This is a genomic window from Pseudomonas sp. RtIB026, assembly GCF_016861355.2.
Taxonomy (GTDB): Bacteria; Pseudomonadota; Gammaproteobacteria; order Pseudomonadales; family Pseudomonadaceae; genus Aquipseudomonas; species Aquipseudomonas peradeniyensis.
The window spans coordinates 5,558,631-5,577,762 of sequence record NZ_AP023348.2 but is presented as its reverse complement, the minus strand read 5'-3'; the positions used below and the strand labels follow the sequence as shown (position 1 = coordinate 5,577,762).

The 19,132-nt window shown below is 64.2% G+C and carries 15 protein-coding genes; 8 read left to right on the top strand and 7 right to left on the bottom strand.

Features of this window, described 5'->3' with window-relative positions; translation table 11 throughout:
* Positions 1-49: 49 nt before the first annotated feature.
* On the bottom strand, positions 50-2,605 hold the full coding sequence (locus PRtIB026_RS24975; RefSeq protein ID WP_267813169.1) for a sulfite reductase flavoprotein subunit alpha: 2,556 nt from the start codon (positions 2,603-2,605) through the stop codon (positions 50-52).
* Positions 2,606-2,821: 216 nt separating this feature from the next.
* Entirely contained in the window at positions 2,822-5,101 is a 2,280-nt protein-coding gene (locus tag PRtIB026_RS24970) for a TonB-dependent receptor (protein ID WP_203650735.1), read from the bottom strand.
* Between the two features lie 222 nt (positions 5,102-5,323).
* Here PRtIB026_RS24970 and PRtIB026_RS24965 point away from each other — a divergent pair, with 222 nt between their 5' ends.
* Positions 5,324-6,004 carry a Fe2+-dependent dioxygenase gene (locus PRtIB026_RS24965; RefSeq protein ID WP_203650738.1) on the top strand — a complete coding sequence of 227 codons (681 nt, stop codon included), beginning with the start codon at positions 5,324-5,326 and terminating at the stop codon, positions 6,002-6,004.
* A 3-nt stretch (positions 6,005-6,007) separates the two neighbouring features.
* Positions 6,008-6,766 (top strand): tetratricopeptide repeat protein, encoded by a 759-nt coding sequence (locus tag PRtIB026_RS24960; RefSeq protein WP_203650740.1) that lies wholly within the window; start codon positions 6,008-6,010, stop codon positions 6,764-6,766.
* A gap of 163 nt (positions 6,767-6,929) precedes the next feature.
* Here PRtIB026_RS24960 and PRtIB026_RS24955 read toward each other — a convergent pair whose 3' ends face one another.
* Complete coding sequence (locus tag PRtIB026_RS24955; RefSeq protein WP_110735754.1) at positions 6,930-8,093, bottom strand: type III PLP-dependent enzyme; 1,164 nt, start codon at positions 8,091-8,093, stop codon at positions 6,930-6,932.
* 613 nt (positions 8,094-8,706) lie between these two features.
* Here PRtIB026_RS24955 and PRtIB026_RS24950 point away from each other — a divergent pair.
* The 3 genes from PRtIB026_RS24950 to PRtIB026_RS24940 all read left to right on the top strand — a co-directional run bounded on the left by PRtIB026_RS24950 (position 8,707) and on the right by PRtIB026_RS24940 (position 12,701).
* Positions 8,707-9,195 carry a sigma-70 family RNA polymerase sigma factor gene (locus tag PRtIB026_RS24950; protein WP_203650742.1) on the top strand — a complete coding sequence of 163 codons (489 nt, stop codon included), beginning with the start codon at positions 8,707-8,709 and terminating at the stop codon, positions 9,193-9,195.
* Positions 9,196-9,212: 17 nt separating this feature from the next.
* Positions 9,213-10,175 carry a FecR family protein gene (locus PRtIB026_RS24945; RefSeq protein WP_203652593.1) on the top strand — a complete coding sequence of 321 codons (963 nt, stop codon included), beginning with the start codon at positions 9,213-9,215 and terminating at the stop codon, positions 10,173-10,175.
* Between the two features lie 108 nt (positions 10,176-10,283).
* Complete coding sequence (locus PRtIB026_RS24940; RefSeq protein ID WP_203650744.1) at positions 10,284-12,701, top strand: TonB-dependent siderophore receptor; 2,418 nt, start codon at positions 10,284-10,286, stop codon at positions 12,699-12,701.
* A 114-nt stretch (positions 12,702-12,815) separates the two neighbouring features.
* Here the strand turns inward: PRtIB026_RS24940 and PRtIB026_RS24935 are convergent, their stop codons facing one another.
* Genes PRtIB026_RS24935 through PRtIB026_RS24920 form a run of 4 tightly spaced genes read right to left on the bottom strand, consistent with a single transcriptional unit; the run spans position 12,816 to position 16,258 of the window.
* A complete protein-coding gene (locus PRtIB026_RS24935; protein WP_203650746.1) occupies positions 12,816-13,973 on the bottom strand; it encodes a betaine/proline/choline family ABC transporter ATP-binding protein in 1,158 nt (385 codons plus the stop codon).
* Complete coding sequence (locus tag PRtIB026_RS24930) at positions 13,970-14,623, bottom strand: ABC transporter permease (RefSeq protein ID WP_203650748.1); 654 nt, start codon at positions 14,621-14,623, stop codon at positions 13,970-13,972. The genes PRtIB026_RS24935 and PRtIB026_RS24930 overlap by 4 nt, the downstream gene beginning before the upstream one ends.
* Entirely contained in the window at positions 14,620-15,531 is a 912-nt protein-coding gene (locus PRtIB026_RS24925) for a glycine betaine ABC transporter substrate-binding protein (RefSeq protein ID WP_203650750.1), read from the bottom strand. Before PRtIB026_RS24925 ends, PRtIB026_RS24930 begins: the two co-directional genes overlap by 4 nt.
* Positions 15,532-15,544: 13 nt before the next feature.
* A complete protein-coding gene (locus PRtIB026_RS24920) occupies positions 15,545-16,258 on the bottom strand; it encodes an ABC transporter permease (protein WP_046854270.1) in 714 nt (237 codons plus the stop codon).
* Positions 16,259-16,549: 291 nt separating this feature from the next.
* On the opposite strand from PRtIB026_RS24920, the gene PRtIB026_RS24915 reads away from it, so the two are divergent.
* From PRtIB026_RS24915 to PRtIB026_RS24905, 3 genes are all read left to right on the top strand, one after another.
* The gene (locus PRtIB026_RS24915) at positions 16,550-16,996 is read left to right on the top strand and encodes a type II toxin-antitoxin system RelE/ParE family toxin (protein WP_234560402.1); all 447 of its coding nucleotides are present in this window, start codon (positions 16,550-16,552) and stop codon (positions 16,994-16,996) included.
* Positions 16,997-16,999: 3 nt separating this feature from the next.
* Entirely contained in the window at positions 17,000-17,329 is a 330-nt protein-coding gene (locus tag PRtIB026_RS24910; RefSeq protein ID WP_203650753.1) for a helix-turn-helix domain-containing protein, read from the top strand.
* Positions 17,330-17,439: 110 nt separating this feature from the next.
* Positions 17,440-19,023: a peptide chain release factor 3 gene (locus tag PRtIB026_RS24905; RefSeq protein ID WP_203650755.1), complete on the top strand. Its 1,584-nt coding sequence runs from the start codon at positions 17,440-17,442 to the stop codon at positions 19,021-19,023.
* The last annotated feature ends 109 nt before the right edge of the window (positions 19,024-19,132 follow it).

Genomic DNA, 19,132 nt, shown 5'->3' with positions numbered 1-19,132 from the left:
ACCCTGTGGGAGCGGGTTTACCCGCGAAGTAGGCGACGCCGTTGTGTGATCAATAGACGTCTCGCCGATATCGCCCATCCTCGATCAACTGCTGCACGACAGCTTCACCCAGCATCCCCTGCAACGCCGCATCCACCCCGGCAGCCATCCCTTGCAGGCTCCCACAGACATACACGCAAGTGCCGTCATCCACCCAGCGCTTGAACTCGGCGGCCTGCTGCAACAGCACGTCCTGCACATAGATTTTCTCGGCCTGGTCCCGCGAAAACGCCAGGTCCAGTCGTTGCAGATCGCCGCTTTCCACCCAGCCTTGCAGTTCCTCACCGCACAGCAGATCGTGCGCCCGGTTGCGTTCGCCGAACAGTAGCCAGTTGCGCTGTTCGCCCCCGGCAATCCGGGCCTTGAGCAGGCTGCGCAGACCGGCCAGGCCGGTGCCATTGCCGATCATTACCAAGGGCGCCGACTCGGCGGGCAAATGGAAACCGCTATTGCGACGCAGGCGCGCGCTGACGCTGCCTTGCAGCGGCAGGTATTCGGTCAGCCAGCCGGAGCCCAGGCCGAGGTTGCCATCGGCGTGGCGTTCCTGTCGCACGATCAGCTCCAGCACGCCATCGCTGGCGATGGAGGCAATCGAGTATTCACGGGCGGTGAGCGGGATCAGGGCATCGACCAGTGCCTGGGCATGCAGTCCGACCAGGTGTTCGCGGCTGACCGGCAACTGGCGGGTGGCCAGGGCCTGCACCAGGGTTTCCTGCAGGTCGTCGAGCTGCACCGGGCTGCCTGGGTCGAGGCCCAGGCCGGCAAGGAAGGCATCGACACGAGGCTGGCCGTTGCGCGGCAGGACCTCGATCAGGTCGCCGGCTTCCCAGGTCGCGGGCGCTTCTGCCTGCAGGCCCAGCAGGTACACCGGCGCCCCCTGGCTGCCCGGGTTGATCCGTTCGCGGCGCAACAGTTGCCAGTTGCCGAAGCTCGGCGGCTGCCAGGCGGCGACCGGGCGGGCGCCAGTGAATTGCGTCAGTTCCTGTTGCCACAGCTGCAGGGCGGCGGGGTCGGCGTTGTCCACCTCCACCGGGCTGAAGGCGCAGGTGGCGCCGCGTTCGCCGAGCCAGGCCTGGAGCCGGCGGGCGAAGCCGCAGAAGTGCGGGTACTGGCGGTCGCCCAGGGCCAGCAGGGCGTAGTCCAGGTGATCCAGCGGCCAAGGTTGGCCGAGCACCTTGCGCTCGAATCCACGGGCGCTGTCCGGGGCCTCGCCGTCGCCGAAGGTGCTGACCACGAACAGCACGCGGTTGGCCTGGCGCAATTCGGCCTCGCCCAGTTCGGCCAGCGGGCGTACCTGCACCGGCAAGCCGGCGGCTTGAAGTTGGCCGGCGCTCTGCCAGGCGAGCTGCTCGGCAAAGCCGCTCTGGCTGGCGAAACCGATCAGCCAGCGGTCGCCGTCATTCGACTGCGGGGCCAGCGCGCCACGGGCGGTGCGGACCTGGCGCTTCTTGCGCCGGCGGTCGAGGTACAGCAGCCAGCCGGTGACGAAGAACAGCGGCATGGTCAGGCTGGCGAGGGTGACGATGATTCGCCCCGGCAGGCCGAAGTAGCTGCCCACGTGCAGGGCATAGACACTCTGCAGCAACTGGGCCTTGAACGACTTGTCGGTGTAGCGCTCGTGACGCTTGACCTGGCCGGTGGCCGGGTCGAGGGTGAGGGTGTTCAGGGCGCGCTCGTGGTCGGCGCCCTGCAGCAGGTAGAACAGGGTCGCCGGTTGCCCGCCGGCCGGCGGCAGGCGCAGGTTGTAGGTGGACAGGCCGGGGCCTGCCGCGGCCTTGAGATTGGTCCAGATGGCGTCATAGTCGACCACCAGTGGCGGGGCGTTCTTGTCGGCCTTGGGCGGCCCATGGCGACCGCCACGGCCTTCGCCACGCTTCTGTTCGCCCGCCGCAGGCTGGTCGGCCAGCAGGCGATTGAGGCCTTCGCGGTACCACTCGTAGGACCAGAACAGCCCGGTCAGGGCGAACAGCAGGTAGAACAGCAGGCACCAGGTGCCGAACACCGCGTGCAGGTCCCAGTTGAAGGCACGGCCTTTCTTCGCCCAGTCCAGCGTCAGCCAGGTCCGCCAGTTCAGTGCCTTGCGCGGCCAGCGCAGGTACAGCCCGGAGAGGCAGAAGAAGATCAGCATCAGGGTGCAGGCACCGGTGATCTGCCGGCCTGTGTCGCCCATGGCCAGGAACCGGTGCAGGTTGAGCATGAGGTTGAAGAAGCCCAGCCCGGCTACATCACCTTTGAGCTCGCCGGTGTACGGGTCGGCGTAGCGCAGCGCACCGCGTCGCTCGCCGGGGGCGGGGGTGAAGAAGATCCGTGCGGCGTTGCCCTCGCGGGTATCGACCCAAAGCATGGAGACCTTGTCGCCTTGCGCGGCCTCGACCCGGCGCACCAGCTCGGCCGGCGGCAGCACGCCTTCCTGGCGTACCTCGACCTTGAGCATCTCGGCGTTGAACGCGCGCAGCAGTTCTTCCTGGAACGACCAGATCGCGCCGGTCACGCCCATCAGCGCCAGCACCAGGCCGGCGGTGATGCCAAAGAACCAGTGCAATTGGAACAGCGTCTTCTTCACCACATCGATCACCTTGTATTGCCGCCAGCAACTGCGCGGCGTGCATTATGCCTTGGTACGCAAACGCCCCGTTCACGGGAATGAACGGGGCGGGGTGTCCTGTGCCGGCCTCTTCGCGGGCAAGCCCGCTCCCACAGGTACAGCACTGACCTTCAGAGCGGTGGCGAACCTGTGGGAGCGGGTTTACCCGCGAAGAGGCCGGTGCAGGCGCCGCTTACATCAGAAGTGCACGCTGGTGGTCAGCAACGCCGTGCGCCCCGCCGCCTGGTTGGCGAAGTGGGTGGAGTAGGCCTTGTCGTAGTAGACCTCGTTGGTGAGGTTCTGCACGTTCAGCTGCAGGTCGATGTTCTTGGTCAGCTTGTAGGCGGCCATGGCGTCGTAGCGTACGTAGCTGTCGACCATGGTGGTGTTGGCCACGCTGCCGTAGACGTCATCGACATAGAAGGCGCCGCCACCGACGGTCAGCTTCGGCGTCAGCTGGTAGGTGGTCCACAGGCTGGCGCTGTTGTTCGGCGTGTTGGGCAACTGGTTGCCGTCGTTCGCCTTGCCCAGCGGGCCACCGTCGATCTGGCGGGCCTGCATGTAGGTGTAGCCGGCGAACACCTGCCACTTGTCGGTCAGCTTGCCGCTGGCCGACAGCTCGATGCCCTGCACACGGGTTTCACCGACGTTCTCGTAGGTGTTGGTGTTGACCTGGACCCGGGCGTTCTCCTTCTCGGTGCGGAACAGCGCCGCAGCCAGGGACAGGCGCTGGTCGAGCAGGTCCCACTTGGTGCCGAGCTCGTAGTTGGTGGTTTCTTCCGGCTCCATGTCACTGCCCAGCAGGTTGCCGGAACGGTCGGTGGTGTTGCCCAGCGGGTTGCCTTCGGTGCCCTCGCCGAGCATGGCGCCAGGCGGCGTGGCGGAGGTGGCGTAGGACACATAGATGCTGCCGTTGTCCGCCGGTTTCCACACCAGGCCCAGCTGGCCGGTGATGAACTCGCTGGTGTCCGAGCCTTTGGCGGGTACGCCCTTGCTGCTCACCGCGGTGCTGCCGTCGGCATTGTAGCCACGGTAATCGGTGTCGAAGTGGTCATAGCGCAGGCCCATGTTCAGCAGCCACTGCGGGGTCAGCTCCAGGGTGTCGAACACATAGAGTGCGCGAGTCTTGCTGTTGGTCCTGGTGCCGGCGTAGTTGCGCGTGACGGTGCCGACCCAGTTGTCGTCCGGGTTCGGGTTGTCCAGCGAGGTGCAGCTGCCGCCACTGCCCGGGCCGGTGCAGGTGAGCTTGCTGTTGGGGGTGACGGTGTAGCTCTGGCGGTCGGACTCTTCCTTGGTGAACTCGACGCCGGTGGAGAAGCTGTTCTTCAGGCCGCCCAGGTAGAACTCGCCGAACAGGTCGGTCTGGTTGGTGGTGGTGGCGGTGTTGCCCACACGGCTGTTGGCGCGACGCCAGACGCCGTTGTTGTTGACGTTGCCGGCGCTGTCGTCGGGCTGGGTCAGCACGTAGTCCTGCATGCTGTTGCCGTGGCGCAGGGTGTTCTTGATGGTCAGCGTGTCGGTCAGGTCGTGCTCGATGGCGAAGGTCGCGATATCGACGCGGGTCTTGCGGAAGTCGCGTCCGGTCAGACCGTAGAAGTTGTCGCTGTCGCCACCGTCGACTGGTTTGTCCGGATGCGCCGAAGTCCGTGCGGTGCTGCCTGCACGGGGCACGCTGTAGGGGATGCCGGAGTCCGGCAGGTCGTCGCTTTCCAGGTGGTAGTAGTCGAGGTTGACGCGGGTCGGCGTGCCCAGGCCGAAGGCCAGCGAGGGGGCGATGCCCCAGCGGTCGTAGTTGACCTTGTCGCGACCGGCGACATTGCTTTCGTGGGTCATCAGGTTCAGGCGCCCGGCAACGCTGTCGCTGAACTGGTAGTTGCCGTCGAAGGTGTAGCGTTGAGTCTGGTCGCTGCCCCAGGTCCAGGCGCCGTCCAGCGAGTTGCCCAGGTGCGCGCGCTTGCTCACCAGGTTGATGGTGCCGCCTGCGGCGCCACGGCCACCGACCGCCGAGTTCGGCCCCTTGGCCACTTCGACAGACTCGATGGCGAAGATTTCGCGGGTCTGGGCACCCGTGTCGCGCACGCCGTCCAGGTAGGTGTCGCCCTGGGCGTCGAAGCCACGGATGAAGGGACGGTCGCCTTGCGGGTTACCGCCTTCACCGGCACCGAAGGTGATACCCGGCACGGTGCGCAGAGCATCCTGCAGGGACATGGCGTTGGTGTCCTTGATCACCTGCTGCGGGATCACGGTGACCGACCGTGGGGTGTCCACCAGCGGCGCGGTGTACTTCTGCGACGAGGCCTTGTCGACCTTGTACTCGGTGCTTGCCTGTTCGGCCTTGCCATTGACGCTGGTGGCGTCCAGGGTGATGGCGGTATTGGCGGCCGGGTCGGCGGCATAGGCCGAGGTGGCGGTGATCGCCATGCCGATGGCGGAGGCGAGCAGACGTGGTGAACTCACAGCAGATGGCACGTGACGCATTGTTGTAGACCTTCCCCAAGGTATGAAGGCCGCGGAGCATAATGTAAGTGATTGTAACGAACAATTGAGAAGCGTTTCCATTCGCCATAAATTTACATTCTTTACAATTTCACCTTACGGTTTTTACGGTCTCATCCGTCGTGCCATGGATAAAGGGCTTGTGGTAGGTAAAAGGGAATCAATATCATTGGCGCTCCTTCAGTCATACCTGGTGCCGCCGCCATGCTGCTTCATATTCCCGGGCTGTTCGACGCCGACGAGATCTCGCGCATTCGCGAGGCCCTGGAGCAGGCCGACTGGGCAGACGGCAAGATCACCGCGGGGTACCAGTCGGCCAAGGCCAAGCACAACCTGCAGTTGCCCGAGGGCCATGCGCTGGCCAAGGAGATCGGCAGTGCGCTGATCGAGCGGCTGTGGCGCAACCCGTTGTTCATGTCGGCGGCCCTGCCGCACAAGGTGTTCCCGCCGCTGATCAACTGCTACCGCGAAGGGGGCAATTTTGATTTCCACATCGACAACGCCCTGCGCCAGCCCAAGGGCAGCCCGGAGCGGGTGCGCACCGACCTGTCCTCGACGCTGTTCCTCAGCGATCCGGACAGCTACGACGGTGGCGAGCTGGTGATCCAGGACACCTTTGGCATGCGCGAGGTCAAGCTGGCCGCCGGCGACCTGGTGCTGTACCCCGGCACCAGCCTGCACAAGGTCAACCCGGTCACTCGCGGGGCGCGCTATGCGGCGTTCTTCTGGACCCAGAGCCTGGTGCGCGAGGACAGCCAGCGCACCTTGCTGTTCGAGATGGACAACGCGATCCGCCAGCTCACCGCCGATGTGCCCGAGCATCCGTCGCTGCTGCAACTGACCGGTACCTATCACAATCTGTTGCGCCGCTGGGCCGAGGTCTGAGCCGTGTCCTATCAGTTGCGTCGTGAAGAGGTGGTGGATGTTGCCGGGTTGCAGGCGATGCTCGAACACAGTCCAGGCCAGGCCGCCCAGGCGATCCTGGCGGCGGCGGGGCAGGGGGTGGTCGAGGCGCAATTGTTGCTTGGGCAGATCCTGCTCGATGGGCGCGGTATCGAAGAGGATGCCGGCGTGGCCCGCCGTTGGTTCGCCATCGCCGCCCAGGGTGGCAGCGCCATGGCGCACAACATGCTCGGCCGTTGCCTGGAGCACGGCTGGGGTGGCGAGGTGGAGCTCGCGCAGGCGGCCATTCACTATGCCCGTGCGGCCGACGCCGGCCTGGACTGGGGGATGTACAACCTGGCCAACCTGTTGGCCACCGGGCGCGGGGTGCCGGCCGACCAGGCCCAGGCGTTGATGTGCTACGAGAAGGCCGCGCAGCTGGGGCATGCCAAGTCGATGAACCTGTATGGGCGCTACCTGGAGCAAGGTATTGCCACTGCGCCAAGCCCTGCCCGGGCCGTGCGCTGGTATCGGCGCTCGGCCGAGGCCGGGGATTTTCGCGGGATGTTCAGCCTGGCGCTGGTGCTGGTCGAGCGCGGGGAAATCGGCGAGGCCGGGCCTTGGCTGGAGCGGGCCAGGGTCGAGGGCAACCTGAGTTTCCTGCGCAGTGCGCTGGTGACGTTGCAGGGGGCGGGGCCGGCGCTGATGGCCCATGCGGCGCGCTATGCCGAGGAGATCGAACGAAGGCCGGCGCCACCCCTGTAGGAGCGGCCTTGTGCCGCGAAAGGGCCGCGCAGCGGCCCCAGGTTTTCAGCGTTGACGCATCAATCGCCGGGGCCGCTGCGCGGCCCTTTCGCGGCACAAGGCCGCTCCTACAGAGTGGGGCAGGGCGGCAAATGAAAACGGGGCCTTGCGGCCCCGTTGTGCATTACAGGTAGTAGGCCTTCAGCGGCGGGAAGCCGTTGAACTCCACCGCGCTGTAGCTGGTGGTGTAGGCACCGGTGGACAGCCAGTACAGGCGGTCGCCGATGGCCAGGTTCAGCGGCAGGCCGTACTTGTAGTTCTCGTACATGATATCGGCGCTGTCGCAGGTCGGGCCGGCGATCACCACTTCCTCGGTCTCGCCTTTCTTCTCGGTCCAGATCGGGAACTTGATCGCCTCGTCCATGGTTTCGATCAGGCCGGAGAACTTGCCCACGTCGGTGTAGATCCAGCGCTCGACGGCGGTACGCGACTTGCGCGCCACCAGCACCACTTCACTGACCAGGATGCCGGCGTTGGCGATCAGCGAACGGCCTGGCTCGAGGATGATTTCCGGCAGGTCGTCGCCGAAGTCTTCCTTGAGGAAGCGGATGATTTCTTCGGCATAGGTCTCGAGGCTGTTGGTGCGGGTGATGTAGTTGGCCGGGAAGCCACCGCCCATGTTGATCAGCTTCAGTTCGATGCCGTCTTCTTCCTTCAGGCGCTCGAAGATCACCTTGACCTTGGCGATGGCCGCGTCCCACACGCTGATGTCGCGCTGCTGGGAGCCTACGTGGAAGGAGATGCCGTAGGGTACCAGGCCCAGGTCGCGGGCGAGGATCAGCAGGTCCATGGCCATGTCGGTCTGGCAGCCGAACTTGCGCGACAGCGGCCAGTCGGCGGTGGTGGAGCCTTCGGTGAGGATGCGCACATAGACTTTCGAACCCGGCGCGGCCTTGGCGATGTTGCGCAGGTCCGCTTCGGAGTCAGTGGCGTACAGGCGCACGCCCTTCTCGAAGAAGTAGCGGATGTCCTTGGACTTCTTGATGGTGTTGCCGTAGCTGATGCGATCGGCGCTGACGCCACGGCCCAGCACCTTGTCCAGCTCGTAGATCGAGGCGATGTCGAAGCTCGAGCCTTTTTCCTTGAGCAGGTCGATGATCTCGACCGCCGGGTTGGCCTTGACCGCGTAGTAGACCTTGGCGAACTCGAAACCGGCGCGCAGGTCGTCATAGGCCTGGCTGATCATCTGGGTATCGATGAGTACGAACGGGGTTTCCTGCTTGTCGGCGAACGCCTTCATTTTCTGGAAGGTGTCACGCGCAAAGTAGTCTTCGACCTGGATCGACATGCTCAAGGGCTCCATGGGCAAACTGAAAAGATAAGTGGCAGCAAACTGAACGTCCTCCGTATCCCCACTTTGGTTCGCCTACTTCCCAAGGCATGTCGCCGAAAGCAAAAAGGTCAACCGTGCCGGAAAAGGGCGGCGGGTGACCTTGCTGTCTCGTCGTCAGTACTTGAGCCGGATGGATCGTTTCCAGCATGGACGTTCGGCGCGCACTTTAGGGCGTGAAAACCGCAAGATCAACAGGCGAACCCGGTGGTTTCGCCGTGGATCGATGAGCTGTTACCTGAGTAACCGACCCTCATGGCTGGTAGATGTTCCCCAGGCTTTGGCAAGCGTAAATAATTGTGGAATGGACTGTACTGACCCCTTCGCGGGCAAGCCTGCTCCCACAGGGGGTGGGCGTTTTTCTGTGGGAGAGGGCTTGCCCGCGAAGGGGCCCGGAGTGTTCATATTTATGGCCACGCAGGACGCCCGTCTTTTTTTTCGAAATCGCCATAAATTTTTTGTTACCGACACCGGAAACCACCCTTGGTCGGCTCAGGACTGGGCCGATTGCCGTCATTGATGAGAAGAATTACTATTCGCGACCTCATCTGCCTCCCTGACGACCCCGAACGTGTCCGGACACAAAGGCTTCCTCGACCACTACCATGAGCTGATCGGCACCTGGACGCGCAAGTTGCGCAGTCGTCAGCAGGCCGAGGACCTCGCTCACGACGCCTTTGTCCGGGTTCTGGAAAACCCCAACGAGCAGGTCGAGCAGCCGCGTGCCTACCTGCACCAGACCGCCCGCAACATCGCCGTCGATGGCTTTCGCCGCGAGGACCGTCGCCAGGCGCTGGAACTTGAGGCGTTCGCCGACGGCGCCGCCAATGGCAGCGACCCGGAGGCCTACGTGCATGCCCTGGAACTGGCCGACAGCGTCGAGCGGGCGCTGGCCGAACTGCCGCTGAACTGCCGCCGGGTGTTCATCTGGCAGAAGCTCGAGGGCCTGACCCAGGCAGAGATCGCCGAGCGCATGGGTTTGACCAAGAACATGGTCGAAAAGTATATGATCCGCACGCTCCGACATCTGCGTGAGCACCTGGATGTGTCGGCCAGATGAGTCAGGAGAGCCCATTGATCAGACAGCATGCGCCCGATCCCGTGGGCGAGCAGGCGGCCAGCTGGTTTGCCCGGGCCCAGGAAACGCCGCATGACAGCGCCGTGCAGCAGGCCTTGCAGGCATGGCTGGCGCAGCACCCACGCCATCGCGAGGAATACCAGCGCCTGGTGCAGCTGTGGCGCGCCGCCGATTTCATCCCCCGACAACGCCTCGAAGCGCTGTGCCAGCCCGAGCCGGTGCGCCAGCTCCCACGCCGCCGCCTGCTGCGCCAGGCATTGGCGGCCGGCGTGGCGGTGGTCGCGCTGGGGCTGGGCTGGACGGGTTGGCAGTATCAGCAGCTCAACCATCAGGACACGTTGACTACAGCCCTGGGCGAGCGGCGTCCGGTCGAGCTGCCGGACGGATCACGGCTGGAACTCAACAGTGCCACCCAGGTGCAGGTGATGTTCTCTTCGGGGCGTCGCCATGTGCGCCTGGCTGCGGGCGAGGCGATGTTCATCGTTGCCCACGACAGTGGCCGACCATTCGTGGTGAGCACCGCACAGGGCGAGGTCACCGTCACCGGCACCCGCTTCGATGTGCGCCAGGAGCCGACCAGCACCCGCGTGGCGGTGGAGCAGGGTTCGGTGAAGGTGCAGGGCGCGGCCGAGTCGCTGGCGCTGCTCGGTGCCGGGCAGGGTTCGCACATCGACGCCCAGGGCAAGGTCGCCGCGCCCTATGCAGTCGACGCCAACGCCGTGACCGCCTGGCGCCAGGGCAAGCTGGTGTTCGACAACGCGCCGCTGAGCGAGGTGGCGGCGGAGGTCTCGCGCTATCGCGCCCAGCCGCTGCATGTGGCACCCGGCAAGGCCGCCGCGCTACGCCTGTCGAGCACCTTCAGCACCGATGACCCGGACGCGCTGCTGCGGGCGTTGCCAAGCATCCTGCCGGTGCAGGTGAACACCCGTCCGGATGGCTCCAGCGAAATTGTTCTGAAATAAATTCAGGTTTTTTTCCGTTCGTTCGTCTTCCCCGCCAGCTGCAACTGCCAAGCATTTACATTTGCATGCGGTTGGCGTTTATCCCGACTCTCAGGACCTCTCGAAGACGTGAACAACAATAAGCCCCTTCTCCAGCTGCGCCGCCTGGCGCTTGCCCTGGCGGTCAGCGCCGCCGCTGGCAACAGCTACGCCGATACCATCCAGATCCAGGCCCAGCCGCTGGCGGGCGCGCTCAAGCAGCTTGGCCAGCAGACCAACCTGCAACTGTTCTTCAGCCCCGAGCTGGTGGACGGCAAGCAGGCCCCGGCGGTGTCCGGCAACCTGGCGCCGGAGCAGGCCCTGCAGCAACTGCTGCAAGGCAGCGGGCTGACTTTCGAGCAGTCCGCGGACACCGTGGTGGTCAAGCCGGTCCAGGCCGCCGGCAGCCTGACCACCGGCAGCCTGGAGCTGGCGCCCACCGATGTGAAAGTGGTCGGTGACTGGCTGGGCGACGCCCAGCAGAGCGTGGTGCAGAACCATCCTGGCGCGCGCACCGTGGTGCGCCGCGAAGCGATGGTGGAGAAGGGCACGATGAACGTGCGCGACGCCCTGCGCGGCATTCCGGGCGTGCAGGTGCAGGACTCCAACGGCACCGGCGGCAGCGACCTGTCGCTGAACGTCGGCGTGCGCGGCCTTACCTCGCGCCTGTCGCCGCGTTCGACCGTGCTGATCGACGGCATCCCGGCGGCCTTCGCCCCTTACGGCCAGCCGCAGCTGTCGATGGCGCCGATCTCCTCGGGCAACCTCGACAGCATCGATGTGGTACGCGGCGCCGGTTCCGTGCGCTACGGACCGCAGAACGTCGGCGGGGTGATCAACTTCGTGACCCGGGCGATTCCCGAGAAGGCGACCGGCGAGTTGTCCACCACCCTGGAGACTTCCCGCCATGGCGGCTGGAAACATACCGAATCGGCCTTCGTCGGTGGCACCGCCGATAACGGCATGGGCGTGGCGCTGCTGTACACCGGCGTAAACGGTGACGGCTACCGCAGCAGCAACAACGACAACGATATCGACGACGTGATGCTCAAGACCCACTGGGCACCGACCGATGTCGACGAGTTCTGGCTCAACTTCCACTACTACGACGGCCGTGCCGACATGCCTGGCGGGCTGACCCAGGCCCAGTACGACCACGACCCCTACCAGTCGGTGCGTGACTACGACTACTTCAGCGGTCGACGCAAGGATGTGTCGTTCAAGTGGCTGCGCCAGATCGACGACGCCACCCAGTTCGAGGTGCTGACCTACTACACCGACAGCTTCCGTGGCAGCGCCATCGCCGCGCGCGACATGAAGACCCTGTCGTCGTACCCGCGCAACTACCACACCTTCGCCATCGAGCCACGCCTGTCGCGGATCTTCTTCGTCGGCCCGACCACCCAGGAAGTCAGCGTCGGCTATCGCTACCTGAAGGAAGCCATGCGCGAGCAATCCACGCGCCTGGCCCTGGTCGACAATGTGCCCACCGTCACCCCGACCTCCGACGGCCATGTGTTCCAGGACCGCAGCGGCGGCACCGAGGCCAGCGCCTACTACATCGACGACAAGATCGACGTCGGCAACTGGACCATCACCCCGGGCATCCGCTTCGAGCACATCAACACCGACTGGCGCGACCGCCCGGTGCCGGACGCCAACTACCGCCCGGTGCCGGAGAAGAATCGCAGCATCACCAGCAACGAACCGCTGCCGGCGCTGAGCGTGATGTACCACATGTCCGACGCCTGGAAGCTGTTCGCCAACTACGAGACCTCGTTCGGCAGCCTGCAGTATTTCCAGCTGGGCCAGGGCGGTACCGGCAACAGCACGGCCAATGGCCTTGAGCCGGAAAAAGCCAAGACCTACGAAGTGGGTACGCGCTACGACAACGGCGGTTTTGCCGGTGAGCTGACCGCGTTCTACATCGACTTCGACGACGAGCTGCAGTACATCAGCAACGATGTCGGCTGGACCAACCTGGGGGCGACCAAGCACCAGGGCATCGAGGCCTCGGTGCGCTACGACCTGGCCGGGCTCGATCCGCGCCTGGAAGGCCTGTCGGTCAATGGTGGCTACACCTACACCCGCGCTACCTATGAAGGGGAGATTCCCGGCTTCAAGGGGCGCGACCTGCCGTTCTACTCGCGCCAGATAGCCACCGCCGGGCTGCGTTACGCCGTCAACCGCTGGACCTGGAACCTGGATGCCTACGCCCAATCCAAGCAGCGCGCGCCGGGGACCGGGATCAATGCCAACGGCAGCTTCAACGGTGACTACATCACCGAGCCGAGTGCCGACGGGCAGTATGGCGATATTCCGGGGTACGTGACCTGGCATGCCCGTGGCGGCTATGACTTCGGGCCGCAGCTGTCGAACCTGAAGCTGGCGGCGGGGGTGAAGAACCTCTTCGACAAGCAGTACTTCACCCGTTCCAGCGACAACAACGCCGGGATCTATGTGGGTGAGCCGCGCACGTTCTATGTGCAGGCCAGTGTAGGATTCTGAATGGGACCGCTTTGCGGTCCTTTCGCGGCACAAGGCCGCTCCTACAATGGAATGCGGTCCCCTGTAGGAGCGGCCTTGTGCCGCGAAGGGGCGCAAAGCGCCCCCGGCTTTCTATCAGGAGGCCACTGCTTCAGCCGGCGACACGATACTGGTCTTGCCACCCCGCGAGCGTCCAGAACTCAGGTACGCCGCAATCGACTCCTGCGTCACCTCCCCCAAGAACATCCCTTCGGCATCCAGCACCGGCAACCATGCCCGGTTGAACTCGTACATCCGCGACAGCAGGATGCGCAAGTGCTCGTCATGGGCCGCGGTGGCATTGAACGTCCGCAGGAAATCCCCGCACGTCCCCTGCTGGCGGTGCATGTCGCGCCTGCGCACATAGCCCAACGCCTTGTTCTGCCCATCGGTGACCACCACGTATCGGCGGTCATGCTCGTCCAGCAGTTCCAGCGCGTCGCTCACCGCTGTTTCCGGGCTCACCGATGGCGCGTTGTCCGCGGCATCCTCGGCGCGGACCAGCAGCAGGCGCTTGAGCGTGCTGTCCTGGCCGACGAAGTTGCTGACGAAATCGTCCACCGGATGGGCCAGCAAGGTGTCCGGGTGATCCAGCTGAAGCAACTTGCCTGCGCGGAAGATGGCGATCTTGTCGCCCAGCTTGATGGCCTCGTCGATGTCGTGGCTGACCATGATCACGGTCTTGTTCAGTGCCCGCTGCATCTCGAAGAACTCGTTCTGGATCATCTCGCGGTTGATCGGGTCGACCGCGCCGAATGGCTCGTCCATCAACAGCACCGGCGCCTCGGCGGCCAGGGCGCGGATCACGCCGATGCGCTGCTGCTGGCCACCGGAGAGTTCGCGTGGGTAGCGCTGCAGGTACTGCTTGGGCTCGAGCTTGATCATGTGCATCAGCTCGCGGGCGCGGTCGTGGCAGCGCTGCTTGTCCCAGCCGAGCAGGCGCGGGACCACGGTGATGTTCTCTTCGATGGTCATGTTGGGGAACAAGCCGATTTGCTGGATCACGTAGCCGATATGACGGCGCAGGGTCACTTCGTCCAGCGCGCTGGTGTCCTCGCCATTGATGAACACCTGGCCGGCGGTCGGGGTGATCAGGCGGTTGATCATCTTCAGCGTGGTGCTCTTGCCGCAGCCCGAGGGGCCGAGGAACACGCAGATTTCCCCTTCGTTGACGGTGAGGCTGACCGCGTCGACGGCTTTGACGTCCTTGCCGTTGACGTTGAAGGTCTTGCTGAGGTTCTTCAGTTCGATCATGGGCGCAGTCCTTCCGGAGTCAGGGCACGTTGCAGGGTTTGCAGGAGCAGGTCAGCGATGATCGCCAGCAGGCTGACCAGTACGGCGCCGACCAGCAGCATCGACATGTCGCTGCGGCTGATGGCGGTGAGGATGAGCACGCCCAGGCCGCCGGCGCCGATGGTCGCGGCGATGGTCATCACGCCGATGTTCATCACCACGGCAGTGCGCACGCCGGCGAGGATCACCGGCACGGCGATGGGCAACTCGACCATGCGCAGGCGCTGGCCGAAGGTCATGCCGATGCCGCGTGCGGCCTCGCGGATGCCCGGTTCGACGTTGGTCAGGGCCAGGTAGGTGTTGCGCAGGATCGGCAGCAGTGAATAAAGGAACACGGCGGTGATCGCCGGCAGCGGTCCCAGGCCCTGGCCGAACTTCGAATAGAACGGCAGCAGCAGGCCGAACAGGGCAATCGAGGGGATGGTCAGCAACACCGTGGCGCTGGCCTGCAGGGGGCCGGCGAACACCGGGAAGCGGGTCATCAGGATGCCCAGCGGCACGCCGACGATGATGGCCAGGCTCACCGCGATGCCGACCAGCATGATGTGCTGCCAGGTCAGTTGCAGGACCTGCGCCCAGTCGAGGTGGGCAAAGGTGTCGAGCAGGTTCATGGTTGTACCTCGCCGAGTGAATGCTCACGCAGGAATGCCGCGGCGACCACGGTCGGGCTCTGATGCTCGACATCGACCTGGGCGTTGAGCTTGCGCATGGTCTGGTCGTCGAGCTGATTGGCCAATGGCTCGAGCAGGGTGGCCAGTTGCGGGTGGGCGTCGAGCACCGCCTTGCGCAGCACGGGCGCTGCGGTGTAGTCGGGGAAGTAGTGCTTGTCGTCTTCCAGTAGCTTGAGGTCGAAGGCGTCCAGGCGCCCATCGGTGGTGTAGACCAGGCCGGCGAACACCTGGTTGTTGCGCATTGCGGTGTAGACCAGGCCGCCATCCATCTGGCGGATGTTGCGCCGGTCCAGGGGCAGCCCGTACATCTCGCGCAGGCCGACCAGGCCATCGGGGCGGTTGGCGAACTCGGTGTCCAGCGCCACCAGGTGGTTGCGGCCGGGCTCGTCACGCAGTACCTGGTTGAGATCGCTGATGGTGTTGACCTGCGGGTAGGTCGCAGCGACCTGCCTGGGCAGCCCCAGGGCGTAGGTGTTGCTGAATTTCGACGGAGTCAGCCAGACCAGTCCTTTTTCTGCGTCGAGTTTTTTGACCCGGGCGTAGGTGGCCTCGGCGCTGGGCATGCGTTCGTCGATATGGTTGTAGGACACCAGCGAGACCCCGGTGTATTCCCACATCAGGTCGAGCTGACCGGTTTCCTGGGCCTGGCGGGCGATGTTGCTGCCAAGGCCGGCGGTCACCCGCACGTCGAAGCCGTTGGCGCGCAGGTACTGGGCGGTGATTTCGGCGAGCACGGTCTGTTCGGTGAACACCCGCGCGCCGATGCGGATCAGCGGTTTTTCCGCCGCCTGGGCAAAGCCTGCGCATAGCAGGACCGCGCCCAGCAACAGGGCGATTGTCTTCTTCATGGTTTCCCTCTCGTTATCGGGCCAGGCCACGTTCCAGCCAGCGCTTGCTGGAGAAACTCACCAGCGCGTCGAGCGCCAGGGCCAGCAGCGCGGTACACGCGGCGCCCAGCAACAGCTGCGGCTGGTTGTTCAGGGCGATGCCGGGGAAGATCAGGCTGCCCAGGCTGTTGGCGCCGATCAAAAACGCCAGCGGCGCCGTACCCACGTTCAGCGCCAGGGCCACGCGCACGCCGCCGACGATGATCGGCACGGCATTGGGCAGTTCCACCTGCCACAGCTGCTGGCGCGGGGTCATGCCGATGCCGGTGGCGGCTTCCTTGAGCGAGGCGGGGACGTTTTTCAGGCCCTCGTAGGTATTGCGCACGATGGGCAGCAGGGAGGCGAGGAACAGCGCGAAGATCGCAGGACCCGCGCCGATGCCCAGGATACTCAGGGCGATGGCCAGGACGGCCAGGGGAGGAATGGTGTTGCCAACGTTGAAAAACTGCATGAAGCGCTCGGCCTTGTCGACCCGGTGCGGTCGACTCAAGGCAATGCCGGCGGGGATGCCCACGGCCAGCGCCGCCGCCATCGAAGCCAGCACCAGGACCAGGTGCGCTTGCAGGTAGAACCCAAGATCGTCGCGGTAGCGGTCGATCGTGTCGATGCCGATCCAGTGGACCAGCAGGGCCAGGATGACGAGCACGGCGGCCCATCCCAACAGCCCTTTTCCGTAGCGTGCAGCCACAGGCGGACTCCTTTTTTATAGTCGGCGATCACACCCCCGTGTGGCCGGCCATTCCTGGCGGCGGGCAGCGTGGTCGCGAGCAGCAGCCCGATGCGCGGCATCAGGCCATGAGCCGAACCCCGTCGGGCTCGTGAAGCAGGTGAAACCAGCCCTGAACCGAAGCGGGTTGCAGGGGAGTGGACGTCTCCGTGGAGGGAAAGGTTCCCATCTGGGGCGGCGTTTGGCCAGTGCTAATCACTGGGCTGTAGGAAATTTCACGCGAAAATCAAGCGTAAATATTACGTTGAGACGTTGAAGTACCTGCTATCGAGGCATCTTGCAGATGTTCAGGATTTCTTCTCGAAGAATCTTGATATGCGCTTGAGGGAATATTCCCTTAGAGGTATTTTAATGGGGTGGTCTATTGGAATGTGCCGGGAGTTCAATGCCGAGCTGCAGGTGTTGACCGAGGTGGTACAGAATGAATTGCTGGCGCAGCTCCATCTGCTCAAGCATTTTGGCCCCGCATTGGGGCGTCCACATGTGGACACGCTGAAGGGCTCGAGGCATTCGAACATGAAAGAGTTGAGGTTCAACGCAGATGGCGGTGTATGGCGAGTCGCATTCGCTTTCGATCGTTCGCGCTCCGCGTTGCTGCTCGTTGCGGGGGACAAGGCTGGCATCAATGAGCGTAGATTTTATGGAAGCCTGATTACCCGTGCCGATGAACGGTTTGATCGACATTTGTCCAGAGGTTGATAAATGTACAAGACACTTGAAGACGTGATGAACGAGCTGACGCCTGAGCGCAGGGCAAGAATCGAGGAGCGTGGTCGCGAACTGATTCGTGAGGAAATGACGCTTCAGGCCTTGCGTAAACAACTCGAGATCACCCAGGAAAGCATGGCCGAGCGCCTTGACGTTCGTCAGGGCAATGTTTCCAGGTTCGAGAACCGTAGCGATATGTTGATCTCTACGTTGCGTGACTATCTGGAAGCCATGGGGGGGAGACTGGAGCTGGTCGCTCATCTGCCTGGCCGCGCTCCTATAACCATCGAGGGGCTTGCCGGCGATTCGCTTGTCGATGGTTAACCAATGCGGCAGGGGCGAATTGGGTCGAACCGTTGGGGCTTGTTTTGGCCTGACGCCCGACTTCAGGTATGATATCGCCCCTTTTTGAATCCCCAGTCAGGCGATTTCCCATGACCAACCAGGCCGCCGAAGTCGCGAAGCGCCGCACTTTCGCAATCATTTCCCACCCCGACGCCGGTAAGACCACCATCACCGAAAAGCTCCTGCTGATGGGCAAGGCGATCGCCGTCGCGGGCACCGTGAAGTCGCGCAAGTCCGACCGCCACGCCACCTCCGACTGGATGGAAATGGAGAAGCAGCGCGGTATCTCCATCACCACCTCGGTGATGCAGTTCCCCTACCGCGAGCACATGATCAACCTGCTCGACACCCCCGGCCACGAGGACTTCTCGGAAGATACCTACCGCACCCTGACCGCGGTGGACTCGGCGCTGATGGTGCTCGACGGCGGTAAGGGTGTAGAGCCGCGTACCATCGCCCTGATGGACGTCTGCCGCCTGCGCGACACGCCCATCGTCAGCTTCATCAACAAACTCGACCGTGACATCCGCGACCCGATCGAACTGCTCGACGAGATCGAGGCGGTGCTGAAGATCAAGGCCGCGCCGATCACCTGGCCGATTGGTTGCTACCGCGACTTCAAGGGCGTGTACCACCTGGCCGGCGACTACATCATTGTCTACACCCCGGGCCACGGCCATGAGCGTACCGAGGCGAAGATCATCGAGAAGCTCGACTCCGATGAAGCCCGTGCGCACCTGGGTGACGAGTACGATCGCTTCCTCGAGCAGCTGGAGCTGGTACAGGGTGCCTGCCATGAGTTCGATCAGGACGAGTTCATCAATGGCCAACTGACGCCGGTGTTCTTTGGTACCGCACTGGGCAACTTCGGAGTCGACCATGTGCTCGACGCCGTTGTCGACTGGGCGCCGCGCCCACTGGCCCGTGTCGCCCACGAGCGTACCGTGGAGCCGGTGGAAGAGAAGTTCTCAGGCTTCGTGTTCAAGATCCAGGCGAACATGGACCCGAAACACCGCGACCGTATCGCCTTCATGCGCATCTGCTCGGGCAAGTACGAGAAGGGCATGAAAATGCGTCACGTGCGGACCGGCAAGGACGTGCGCATCGGTGACGCGCTGACCTTCTTCTCCTCCGAGCGCGAGCAACTGGAAGAAGCCTATGCCGGCGATATCATCGGCCTGCACAACCACGGCACCATCCAGATTGGCGACACCTTCACCGAAGGCGAGGCGCTGGGCTTCACCGGTATCCCGCACTTCGCCCCGGAGCTGTTCCGCCGCGTGCGCCTGAAGGATCCGCTGAAATCCAAGCAACTGCGCCAGGGCCTGCAGCAGTTGGCCGAAGAGGGCGCGACCCAGGTGTTCTTCCCCGAGCGCAGCAACGACATCATCCTTGGCGCGGTCGGCGTGCTGCAGTTCGACGTGGTCGCCAGCCGCCTGAAGGAAGAATACAAGGTCGAGTGCGCCTACGAGCCGATCACCGTCTGGTCGGCGCGCTGGATCAGCTGCGACGACAAGAAGAAGCTCGAGGAATTCCAGAACAAGGCCGTGGAGAACCTGGCCATCGACGGTGGCGGTCACCTGACCTACCTGGCCCCGACCCGGGTCAACCTGGCGCTGATGGAAGAGCGCTGGCCGGACATCAAGTTCCGCGCGACCCGCGAGCATCATTGATTCCGCAGGCCTGCACTTGACCCTGTAGGAGCGGCCTTGTGCCGCGAAAGGGCCGCAAAGCGGCCCCAGAGATCTTTGCCTAACACTGAACCCTGGGGCCGCTACGCGG

What these genes read in the sequence shown, in the direction of transcription:
- PRtIB026_RS24970 (WP_203650735.1), bottom strand. Translation starts at nt 5,101, where the DNA reads ATGCGTCACGTGCCATCTGCTGTGAGTTCACCACGTCTGCTCGCCTCC.
- PRtIB026_RS24965 (WP_203650738.1), top strand. Translation starts at nt 5,324, where the DNA reads ATGCTGCTTCATATTCCCGGGCTGTTCGACGCCGACGAGATCTCGCGC.
- PRtIB026_RS24955 (WP_110735754.1), bottom strand. Translation starts at nt 8,093, where the DNA reads ATGTCGATCCAGGTCGAAGACTACTTTGCGCGTGACACCTTCCAGAAA.
- PRtIB026_RS24935 (WP_203650746.1), bottom strand. Translation starts at nt 13,973, where the DNA reads ATGATCGAACTGAAGAACCTCAGCAAGACCTTCAACGTCAACGGCAAG.
- PRtIB026_RS24930 (WP_203650748.1), bottom strand. Translation starts at nt 14,623, where the DNA reads ATGAACCTGCTCGACACCTTTGCCCACCTCGACTGGGCGCAGGTCCTG.
- PRtIB026_RS24925 (WP_203650750.1), bottom strand. Translation starts at nt 15,531, where the DNA reads ATGAAGAAGACAATCGCCCTGTTGCTGGGCGCGGTCCTGCTATGCGCA.
- PRtIB026_RS24910 (WP_203650753.1), top strand. Translation starts at nt 17,000, where the DNA reads ATGTACAAGACACTTGAAGACGTGATGAACGAGCTGACGCCTGAGCGC.
- PRtIB026_RS24905 (WP_203650755.1), top strand. Translation starts at nt 17,440, where the DNA reads ATGACCAACCAGGCCGCCGAAGTCGCGAAGCGCCGCACTTTCGCAATC.